9 protein-coding genes are annotated in these 10,300 nt (G+C 69.5%); 6 read left to right on the forward strand and 3 right to left on the reverse strand.

What is annotated here, in order from left to right:
- Together cgtA and proB are read left to right on the forward strand one after the other, a co-directional pair.
- A partial coding sequence (cgtA, locus tag AC2VON_RS15340) for an Obg family GTPase CgtA (protein ID WP_486953723.1) occupies positions 1-320 on the forward strand: 320 nt, incomplete at its 5' end.
- A complete protein-coding gene (gene proB, locus AC2VON_RS15345) occupies positions 317-1,414 on the forward strand; it encodes a glutamate 5-kinase (protein WP_486953724.1) in 1,098 nt (365 codons plus the stop codon). The genes cgtA and proB, both read left to right, overlap by 4 nt.
- A 71-nt stretch (positions 1,415-1,485) precedes the next feature.
- On the opposite strand, the gene AC2VON_RS15350 is transcribed toward proB, so the two are convergent.
- Complete coding sequence (locus tag AC2VON_RS15350) at positions 1,486-2,658, reverse strand: MFS transporter (RefSeq protein WP_486953730.1); 1,173 nt, start codon at positions 2,656-2,658, stop codon at positions 1,486-1,488.
- Positions 2,659-2,858: 200 nt separating this feature from the next.
- Here AC2VON_RS15350 and AC2VON_RS15355 point away from each other — a divergent pair, with 200 nt between their 5' ends.
- The gene (locus AC2VON_RS15355) at positions 2,859-4,907 is read left to right on the forward strand and encodes an NAD(+) synthase (RefSeq protein WP_486953725.1); all 2,049 of its coding nucleotides are present in this window, start codon (positions 2,859-2,861) and stop codon (positions 4,905-4,907) included.
- A 33-nt stretch (positions 4,908-4,940) separates the two neighbouring features.
- On the opposite strand, the gene AC2VON_RS15360 is transcribed toward AC2VON_RS15355, so the two are convergent.
- Complete coding sequence (locus AC2VON_RS15360) at positions 4,941-5,813, reverse strand: PfkB family carbohydrate kinase (protein ID WP_486953726.1); 873 nt, start codon at positions 5,811-5,813, stop codon at positions 4,941-4,943.
- Positions 5,814-5,924: 111 nt separating this feature from the next.
- On the opposite strand from AC2VON_RS15360, the gene AC2VON_RS15365 reads away from it, so the two are divergent.
- Genes AC2VON_RS15365 through AC2VON_RS15375 form a run of 3 tightly spaced genes read left to right on the forward strand, consistent with a single transcriptional unit; the run spans position 5,925 to position 9,540 of the window.
- The gene (locus tag AC2VON_RS15365; protein ID WP_486953727.1) at positions 5,925-7,193 is read left to right on the forward strand and encodes a glutamate-5-semialdehyde dehydrogenase; all 1,269 of its coding nucleotides are present in this window, start codon (positions 5,925-5,927) and stop codon (positions 7,191-7,193) included.
- A gap of 9 nt (positions 7,194-7,202) precedes the next feature.
- Positions 7,203-8,096 (forward strand): AAA family ATPase, encoded by an 894-nt coding sequence (locus AC2VON_RS15370; RefSeq protein WP_486953728.1) that lies wholly within the window; start codon positions 7,203-7,205, stop codon positions 8,094-8,096.
- Between the two features lie 7 nt (positions 8,097-8,103).
- Positions 8,104-9,540, forward strand: coding sequence for a vWA domain-containing protein (locus AC2VON_RS15375; protein WP_486953731.1), 1,437 nt, complete (start codon positions 8,104-8,106; stop codon positions 9,538-9,540).
- A 93-nt stretch (positions 9,541-9,633) separates the two neighbouring features.
- Here AC2VON_RS15375 and AC2VON_RS15380 read toward each other — a convergent pair.
- On the reverse strand, positions 9,634-10,300 hold a 667-nt coding region (locus AC2VON_RS15380), incomplete at its 5' end, for a ribonucleotide-diphosphate reductase subunit beta (RefSeq protein WP_486953729.1).

The following is a 10,300-nucleotide window of genomic DNA, read 5'->3' on the forward strand; positions in this document are numbered from 1 at the left end:
CCGGGACACGTCCGCAGCGCTGGGTCAGCCAGACCGACTTCGGCAACGACGAGGCGGTCGGTTACCTCGGCGACCGGCTGGCGCGGCTCGGCGTCGAAGAAGAGCTGCTGCGCCGCGGCGCGCAACCTGGCTGCGCGGTCACCATCGGCGAGATGACCTTCGACTGGGAGCCCGCCACGCCGGCGGGGCACTTCGGGCCGATGGCACGGCGGGGCAGCGACGCCCGGCTGGACCGCACCGACCGGGTCGGCGCCGACGAACGCAAAGCCGCCCGCCGAGCCCGCCGGGAACACAGCGAACACAGCGAGCCCGGCCGATGACCGCGCGGGATGCCATCCGCGCTGCGCGCAGCGTCGTCGTCAAGGTGGGTACCACCGCACTGACCACGCCGAAGGGCATGTTCGACGCCGGCCGGTTGGCATCGCTTGCCGACGTGATCGAGGCGCGCATGACAGCCGGCTCCGACGTCGTGATCGTGTCGTCGGGGGCCATTGCCGCCGGCATCGAGCCGCTCGGACTGTCCAAGCGCCCGACCGATCTGGCCACCAAACAGGCCGCCGCCAGCGTCGGGCAGGTCGCCCTGGTCAACTCGTGGAGCGCGGCGTTCGCCCGCTATCACCGCGCGGTCGGGCAGGTGCTGCTCACCGCCCACGACGTGTCGCTGCGGGTATCGCACACCAACGCCTCTCGCACCCTGGACCGGCTGCGGGCACTGCACGCGGTCGCGATCGTCAACGAGAACGACACGGTGGCCACCAACGAGATCCGGTTCGGCGACAACGATCGGCTCTCGGCCCTGGTGGCACATCTGGTCGGCGCCGACGCGCTGGTGCTGCTCTCCGACATCGACGGTCTCTACGACGGCGATCCGCGCAAGGGGCCGGCGCGCTTCGTTCCCGACGTGTCCGGGCCGGCCGACCTGGACGGCGTGGTGGCCGGGCAGAGCAGCCACCGGGGCACCGGCGGCATGGCGTCGAAGGTGTCTGCGGCGCTCTTGGCCGCCGACGCCGGGGTGCCGGTGCTGTTGGCGGCCGCCGCCGACGCGGCTACCGCGCTGGGCGACGCGTCGGTGGGCACGGTGTTCGCGGCGCGGCCACACCGGCTTTCGGCGCGCAGGTTCTGGGTGCGTTACGCCTCCGACGCGGCCGGCACCCTGACCCTGGACGACGGGGCCGTCGATGCGGTGCTGGCCCGGCGCCGGTCGCTGCTGCCCGCGGGCGTCACCGCGGTGAACGGGCGGTTTCACGGCGGCGACGTCGTCGAGCTGTGCGGCCCGGACGGCGTGGTGGTGGCGCGCGGTGTGGCCGGCTACGACGCGGCCGAACTGGCCACCATGATCGGCAGCTCCACCGCAGAGCTCCCCGCCGAGCAGCGCCGGCCCGTGGTGCACGCAGACGATCTGGTCGCGGTGTAGCCCTTCCCCGCGAACGTGCGTGTGCCCGGGCGGCACGCCGGGCGTGCCGCCGGGAACACGCACGCTCGCGCCTAAGGTTCTGATCCGTTGAACCGAATTCCGGTGGCGTCCTTGCCGATTGTGCTCAGAAGTGCGACGGCGATCAGCACCGGCACGATAGTCACCACCAACGCGAACGGGTAGCCGTGCGAGGACGCCAGCTGCTCCTGGACCGGCAGGTTGAAAGCGGCCAGCAGATTACCGAGCTGGTAGGTCACCCCGGGGTAGAAGCCGCGGATCGCGTCCGGAGACATCTCGGTCAGATGCGCGGGGATGACGCCCCACGCGCCCTGCACGAATGCGAACATGAGAAACGAGCCCAGGCACAGCATTCCGACGCTGCGCGAGTAGGCGAACAGCGGCACGACCGGCAGTCCCAGCACCGCACACCAGATGATCGCGTAGCGGCGCCCCAACCGTTGCGACAGCGAGCCGAAGACCAGCCCGCCGATGATGCCGCCGATGTTGTAGACCACCACGATCCATTTGGCCGTCGCGCCTCCCAGCCCGGCGCCGCCCTGGTGGGTCGCGGAGAGAAACGTCGGGTACACGTCTTGGGTGCCGTGGCTCATCGCGTTGAAGGCGGTCATCAATACCACCAGGTAGCAGAACCGGCGGATGATCTTGGCATCGGCAAGCACATCGCGGATTCCGGCGCTGGTCAACCGCATCCGGCCTCGGGATGCTTGCCACACCTCGGATTCGTTTACCCGGTACCGGATGATCAGGCTGATCCCCGCCGGCAGGATGCTCAGGCCGAACAGCCAGCGCCAGGACAGCTCCAGCCAGTCGGTCACCAGCAGCGACGCCAGGGTGGCAAGCAGGTAGCCGAACAGATAGCCCTCCTGCAGCAGCCCGGAGAAGAAGCCGCGCCGCTCGGCGGGCACCTTCTCCATGGCCAGCGCCGCACCGAGCCCCCACTCGCCGCCCATGCCGATCCCGTACAGCAGCCGCAGGATCACCAGCACGGTGAGGTTGGGCGCGAACGCGCACAGAAACCCGACGACCGAGTAGAAGCTGACGTCCACCATCAGCGGCAGGCGCCGGCCGACCCGGTCGGCCCACAGACCGAACACCAGCGCCCCGACGGGCCGCATCACCAGGGTGGCGGTGGTGAGGAACGCGACCTCGGTCTTGGTGTGGCCGAATGTCGCCGCGACGTCGGCATAGACGAAGATCACGATGAAGTAGTCGAAGGCGTCCATCGTCCAGCCCAGCACCGCGGCCAGGAACGCGTTGCGCTGATCGGCGGTGAGCCGCTGCCTTTGGCGCCCGAGCTGCCCCAGCTGCCCGCTCACCCGCGTGCCACCGCCGGGAACAGCTCGCCGGCCGGCAGCACGACCAGATCGGGAGCATCCACGGGGTTAAAGGGTATTCGACAGCCGATGTAGAACAATGGCACGTGATGGACTTCTACAACGCCTACCGCCACGGGTTCGTGCGCGTCGCGGCCTGCACGCACCACACCACGCTCGCCGACCCGGCGGCCAACGCCGCGTCGGTGCTGCGGCTGGCGCGGGATTGCCACGACGACGGTGTTGCGCTGGCGGTGTTCCCGGAGCTGACGCTGTCCGGATACTCCGTCGAGGACATCCTGCTGCAGGAGACCCTGCTCGATGCCGTCGAGGCGGCGCTGCTCGACGTCGTCGCGGCCTCGGCGGATCTGCTGCCGGTTGTGGTGGTGGGTGCGCCGCTGCGGTACCGGCACCGCATCTACAACACCGCCGTCGTCATCCACCGCGGCCGTGTTCTCGGAGTGGCGCCCAAGTCGTATCCGCCGACCTACCGGGAGTTCTACGAGCAGCGCCAGGTCGCGCCCGGCGACGACGTGCGCGGCGTGATCCGGTTTGGCGGCTTCGGGGTGCCGTTCGGGCCGGATCTGCTGTTCGCCGCCGCCGACCTGCCCGACTTCGTGGTGCACGTCGAGGTGTGCGAGGACATGTTCGTGCCGGTGCCGCCCAGCGCGCATGCCGCGTTGGCCGGTGCGACGGTGCTGGCCAATCTGTCCGGCAGCCCGATCACGATCGGCCGCGCCGACGAACGCCGCCTGCTGGCCCGCTCGGCGTCGCTGCGCTGCCTGGCCGCCTACGTCTACGCCGCCGCCGGCCTGGGCGAGTCGACGACCGACTTGGCCTGGGACGGGCAGACGATGATCTTCGAGAACGGGATCCTGCTCGCCGAGTCCGAGCGGTTCCCCAAGCAGGCGCAGCGTTCGACCGCCGACGTCGACACCGGCCTGCTGCGCTGCGAGCGGCTGCGAATCGGCACCTTCGACGACAACCGCCGCCACCACCGCGCCGAAGTGGAGTCGTTTCGCCATGTGGAGTTCACCCTGGGCCCGCCCGCTGGCAACATCGGGTTGCGGCGGGAGGTGGCGCGGTTCCCGTTCGTGCCGTCGGATCCGGCTCGGCTGCAACAGGATTGCTATGAGGCCTACAACATCCAGGTGTCCGGGTTGGCGCAGCGGCTGCGGGCGCTCGACCACCCGAAGGTGGTCATCGGCGTCTCCGGCGGCCTGGACTCGACGCACGCGCTGATCGTCGCTGCCCAGGCGATGGATTCCGAAAACCGGCCGCGCAGTGACATTCTGGCCTTCACCCTGCCGGGCTTCGCCACCGGGCAGCACACCCGGGCCAACGCGATCGCGCTGAGCAGAGCCTTGGGCACCACCTTCGAAGAGATCGACATCCGCGATACCGCAAACCTGATGCTCGCCGGGCTGGGCCACCCGTTCGCCCGCGGCGAGGCGGTGTACGACGTGGTGTTCGAGAACATTCAAGCCGGCCTGCGCACCGACTATCTGTTCCGCATCGCCAACCAGCGCGGCGGCATCGTACTCGGCACCGGCGACCTCTCGGAGCTGGCGCTGGGCTGGTCGACCTACGGGGTCGGTGACCAGATGTCGCACTACAACGTCAACGCCGGGGTGCCCAAGACACTGATCCAGCACCTGATCCGCTGGGTGATCAGCTCGGGTCAGTTCGACACCGACGTCTGCGCGGTGCTGGCCTCGGTGCTGCACACTGAGATCACCCCGGAGCTGGTTCCGGCCGGACCTGCCGGGGGAGGTCAAGAGACCCAGCGCAGCGAGGACGTCGTCGGACCATACGCGCTGCAGGACTTCTCGTTGTTTCAGGTACTGCGTTACGGGTTCGGGCCGTCGAAGATCGCGTTCTTGGCCTGGCACGCCTGGAGTGACGCCGGGCGCGGTGCCTGGCCGCCCGGCTACCCCGCGGACAACCGGCTGGCGTACTCGCTGGCCGACATCCGGCGCTGGCTGAAAGTGTTCGTGCAGAGGTTCTATTCGTTCAGCCAGTTCAAGCGCTCCGCGTTGCCCAACGGGCCCAAGGTGTCCGCCGGGGGTTCGTTGTCGCCGCGCGGCGACTGGCGGGCACCGTCGGACATGCCGGCGCGGATCTGGCTGGATGAGATCGAACGGGAGATACCCGAATAGCTGCCGGTACTTCGCCGTCGCTCCAGATGCGACTCAGTCGCCCAGCGCGTCGTTGATCGCCGCGGCCGTCGGTGCGCAGTCGCCGGCGCCGGGCACCAGGGTGGCCAGCGCACCGGCTGCGCAGGCCCGCCGCAGTGCATACTTATGTCCGGCGGTCCACCCGGCGGCCAGCACGCCGGCGAAAACGTCACCGGCGCCGGAGGTGTCGACGGCGGCCACCGGTGGAGCGGGCACGTCGAGCGTGCCGTCGGCGCCGAGGTAGCGTGCACCGCGTGCGCCGCGGGTGATCACTCGGTGCTGGACTGGCCACATCCAATCGGCGGATTCGGTTTCGTTGACGACGACCACGTCGGTCACCCGGGCCAACTGGGCCAGTTGCGCCGGATCACCGCCCGCCGGTGAGGCGTTGACGACGACGACCGCCCCGGCCGCGCGCGCTGTCCTTGCAGCCGCCACCGCCGTAGCGACCGGGATCTCCAACTGCAGCAACAGCACTTCGCAGTCGCGCACCGCGACCGAGCCCGGAGTCAGCGCAGCGTTGGCACCAGGCGCGACGACGATGGTGTTCTCCCCGGCGGTGTCCACCGTGATCACCGCCGATCCGCTGGGGCCCGATACAGTGACCAGTCCGTCGATGCCCACCCGGTTTTCCCGCAGATGCCGGCGCAGCAGCGCGCCCGCGTCGTCGTCACCCAGCGCGCCGATGAACTGCACCCGCGCGCCGGCCCGGGCCGCCGCCACCGCCTGGTTGGCGCCCTTGCCGCCGGGTGTCGACTGGGCCGAGGCCGCCAGCACCGTCTCACCGGGGCGCGGCAGCGCGCCGACGTCGAAAACAGTGTCGATGTTCGCGCTGCCCACCACACATACCCGACATACCCGACATACCCGACACAACCGAATCGCCATTTCGTCGAGGCTATGAAGTCGGGGTTCGACATCACCAACCGGGTATCTTCGTTGGTCTGCCAAAGAGCTCCCGGCAGCGGACTGCGCATGCATGCCGGATACCCTGGGAGCATGAGTGTGTCCGCACCCTCGTCAGCGCAGCCGACCGACCTGCGTGAACAGGTCCACGATGCTGCCCGCCGGGCGCGAATCGCGGCCCGCGCGCTGGCGTCGCTGCCGACAGTGGCCAAAGACAGCGCGCTGAACGCGGCCGCCGATGCGCTGCTGGTCCGCGTCGATGACATCCTGGCCGCCAACGTGCAAGACCTCGACGCAGCGCGGGCCGCCGGCACCCCCGACACCATGCTGGACCGGTTGGCGCTGAACCCGCAGCGCATCGACGGCATCGCCGCCGGCCTGCGCCAGGTCGCGGGCCTGCCCGACCCGGTCGGCGAGGTGCTGCGCGGCTACACCCTGCCCAACGGGCTGGCGCTGCGCCAGCAGCGGGTTCCGCTCGGCGTCGTCGCCATCGTCTACGAGGGCCGGCCCAACGTCACCGCCGACGCCTTCGGCCTGGCGCTCAAGTCCGGCAACGCCGCGCTGCTGCGCGGCAGCTCGTCGGCGGCGGCGTCCAACACCGCCCTGGTCGATTTGTTGCGCGCTGCGCTGGCCAGTGAGGATCTGCCCGCCGACGCCGTGCAGCTGCTGGACAGCTCGGATCGCACTACCGTGACCCACCTCATCCGGGCCCGCGGCCTGGTGGACGTGGTGATCCCGCGCGGGGGAGCGGGACTGATCGACGCGGTGGTGCGCGACGCGCTGGTGCCGACCATCGAGACCGGCGTCGGCAACTGCCACGTCTACGTCCACGAGGCCGCCGACCTGGAGGTGGCCGAGCAGGTGCTGCTGAACTCCAAGACCCGCCGCCCCAGCGTCTGCAACGCCGCCGAGACGCTATTGGTCGACAAAGCGATCGCCGATTCCGCGGTGCCGCAGCTGGTGGGCGCGCTGACCGGCGCCGGGGTGACCGTGCACGGTGACGCCGACGCGCCCGCCCCCGAGGACCATCTGCGGCGGGAATACCTCACGATGGACATCGCGCTGGGCGTGGTCGACGGGCTCGACGACGCGATCGCTCACATCAACGAGTACGGCACCGGCCACACCGAAGCCATCGTCACCACGAATATGGCTGCCGCGCAGCGGTTCACCGAGCAGGTGGACGCCGCCGCGGTGATGGTCAACGCGTCGACGGCATTCACCGACGGCGAGCAGTTCGGCTTTGGCGCCGAGATCGGCATCTCCACCCAGAAGCTGCACGCCCGCGGCCCGATGGGGCTGCCGGAACTGACCTCGACTAAATGGGTGGTGTGGGGCGACGGCCACACCCGCCCAGCCTAGGAGCGTCACGTGACCGTTCCGGCCCGGCCCATCCCGCTCTTCGCCGACATCGACGACGTCGCCCGGCGACTGGCCGAGACCGGCTACCTGGCCGACACCGCTACCGCGACAGCGGTGTTCCTCGCCGACCGACTGGGCAAGCCGCTGCTGGTCGAAGGTCCGGCCGGGGTCGGCAAAACCGAGCTGGCCCGGGCGGTCGCGGCCGCGACCGGATCCGGGCTGGTGCGGCTGCAGTGCTACGAGGGTGTCGACGAGGCCCGCGCGCTCTACGAGTGGAACCACGCCAAGCAGATCCTGTGCATCCAGGCGAACACCGCCGGTTCCGCTGATGGGGGGGCCTGGGACTCCGCGAAATCCGACGTGTTCTCTGAGGAGTTTCTGCTGTCGCGCCCGCTGCTCACCGCGATCCGGCGCACCGAGCCGACGGTGCTGCTGGTCGACGAGACCGACAAGGCCGACATCGAGATCGAGGGCCTGCTGCTGGAGGTGCTCAGCGACTTCGCGGTCACCGTCCCAGAGCTGGGTACCATCACCGCGTCGCGGGCGCCGTTCGTGGTGCTGACCTCCAACGCCACCCGGGAGCTGTCGGAGGCGCTCAAACGCCGCTGCCTGTTCCTCTACATCGACTTCCCCGGCCCTGATCTGGAACGCCGGATCCTAGCCTCCCGGGTGCCCGAGCTGCCCGAGCACCTGGCCGCCGAGCTGGTGGGCATCGTGGGCGTGCTGCGCGGCATGCAGCTGAAGAAGCTGCCGTCGGTGGCCGAGACCATCGACTGGGGCCGCACCCTGCTGGCGCTGGGGCTGGACACCATCGACGACGCCACCGTGGCTGCCACCCTGGGCGTCGTGCTCAAACACCAGGCCGACCGACAACGCGCGGCCGGAGAACTCCGGCTGAACTGATGATCCGCTGATGGCTCGCCGTACCCGCCCGCCGCAACCGCTGGCGCCGCACGGCATCCCGGGCCACCTGGTGGGATTCGTCGAAGCGCTTCGCGGTCAAGGGATTTCGGTGGGGCCGTCGGAGACGGTCGACGCCGGCCGGGTGCTGGCGGTCCTCGGGCTGGGTGATCGGGAGGTGCTGCGCGAGGGGCTGGCCTGCGCGGTGCTGCGCCGGCCCGAACACCGGGATACCTACGACGCCATGTTCGACCTGTGGTGGCCGGCCGCGCTGGGCGGCAGGACCGCGGTGGCGGGCGGAGACGACGATGCCGCCGCTTTGCCACCGGGCGACGTCGAAGCCATGCGGGCGACGTTGCTCGGGTTGCTCACCGACAATGCTGATCTCGCCGAGTTAGACGAACGGCTGGTGGCGATGGTCGCGCAGATCGTCGAGGCCTACGGCCGCTACCGCTCCAGCCGCGGCCCGTCGTACTCGTCCTACCAGGCGCTCAAGGCGCTGGCGCTCGATGAGTTGGAGGGCCGGCTGCTGGCCGGGCTGCTGGCGCCGTACGGCGACGAGCCCACCCCCACCCAGGAACAGAGCGCCCAAGCGCTTGCCGGCCCCCGGATCGCCCAGCTGCGCAAGCTCGTCGAGTCGGAGACCAAGCGCCGCACCGCCGAGCAGCTGGGCCGCGACCACGTCCAGATGTACGGCATCCCGCAGCTGGCCGAGAACGTCGAGTTCCTCCGTGCCTCCGGTGAACAGCTGCGCGCTATGCGCCGGGTGGTGGCCCCGCTGGCGCGCACCCTGGCCACCCGGCTGGCCGCCCGGCGGCGCCGCGCCCGGGCCGGCGCGATCGACCTGCGCAAGACGCTGCGCCGCTCGATGTCCACCGGTGGGGTACCGATCGACCTGATGCTGCGCAAACCTCGCCCGGCCCGGCCCGAGTTGGTGGTGCTGTGCGACGTGTCCGGCTCGGTCGCCGGGTTCAGCCACTTCACCCTGCTGCTGGTGCATGCGCTGCGCCAACAGTTCTCCCGGGTCCGAGTCTTCGCCTTCCTCGACACCGCCGACGAGGTGACCCACCTGTTCGGGCCCGACGCCGACCTCGCGGTGGCCGTCCAGCGGATCACCCGGGAGTCGGGCGTGTACACCCGCGACGGCCACTCCGACTACGGCAACGCATTCGTGTCGTTCACCGAGAACTACGGAGGCGTGTTGTCGCCGCGCAGTTCGCTTTTGGTGCTCGGCGATGGCCGCACCAACTACCGCGATCCGGGGACCGGTGTGCTGGCCCACCTGGTGACCGCCAGCCGGCACGGGCACTGGCTCAACCCCGAGCCCACACACCTGTGGGGCAGCGGCGATTCGGCGGTACCTCGTTACCAGGAGGTCATCGCCATGCATGAGTGCCGCTCGGCCAACCAACTCGCCGCCGTGATCGACCAGCTTTTGCCCGTGTGAGCGGGCCCCGGCCCTGGCGTTGGACCCGGCTGGATTGTCTATTGGCCTGGATTGCCAACGTCACTACTGGTCGAACTGCGGTAGGCGCGCTGGTCAGAAATCCCAGTCGGCGTCCTCGGTGGCCTGATGGGATCCCATCACATAGGAGCTGCCCGAGCCCGAGAAGAAGTCGTGGTTTTCGCCGGCGCCGGGATCCAGTGCTGAAAGCACCGCCGGGTTCACCTGACACTCGTCGGGACTGAACGCGGGCTCGTATCCGAGGTTGCCAAGCGCCTTGTTGGCGTTGTAGCGCATATACGGCAGTACATCGTCCGTCCAGCCCAGTACGTCGTAGAGGTCACGGGTGTAGTCGACCTCGTTCTCGTACAGGGCGTGCAGCAGCTCGTAGCTGTACTCGCGGTGTCCGGCCCGTTCGGTGTCGGTGAGCTCGGCCAGTCCCCGTTGACACTTGTAGCCGATGTAATAGCCGTGCACGGCCTCGTCACGGATGATCAGCCGGATCAGGTCGGCGGTGTTGGTGAGCTTGCCACGCGAGGACCAGTACATCGGCAGGTAGAAGCCGGAGTAGAACAGGAAGGACTCGAGCATCACCGACGCCGCTTTGCGTTTGAGGGCGTCGTCGCCGCGGTAATAGTCGACGATGATCTGCGCTTTGCGTTGCAGGTGTGGGTTGTCCTCCGACCACTCGAACGCGTCGTCGATCTGGCGACTCGAGCACAGTGTGGAAAAAATCGAGCTGTAGCTCTTGGCGTGCACCGAC

Source organism: Mycobacterium sp. TH-M82 (genome assembly GCF_057473605.1).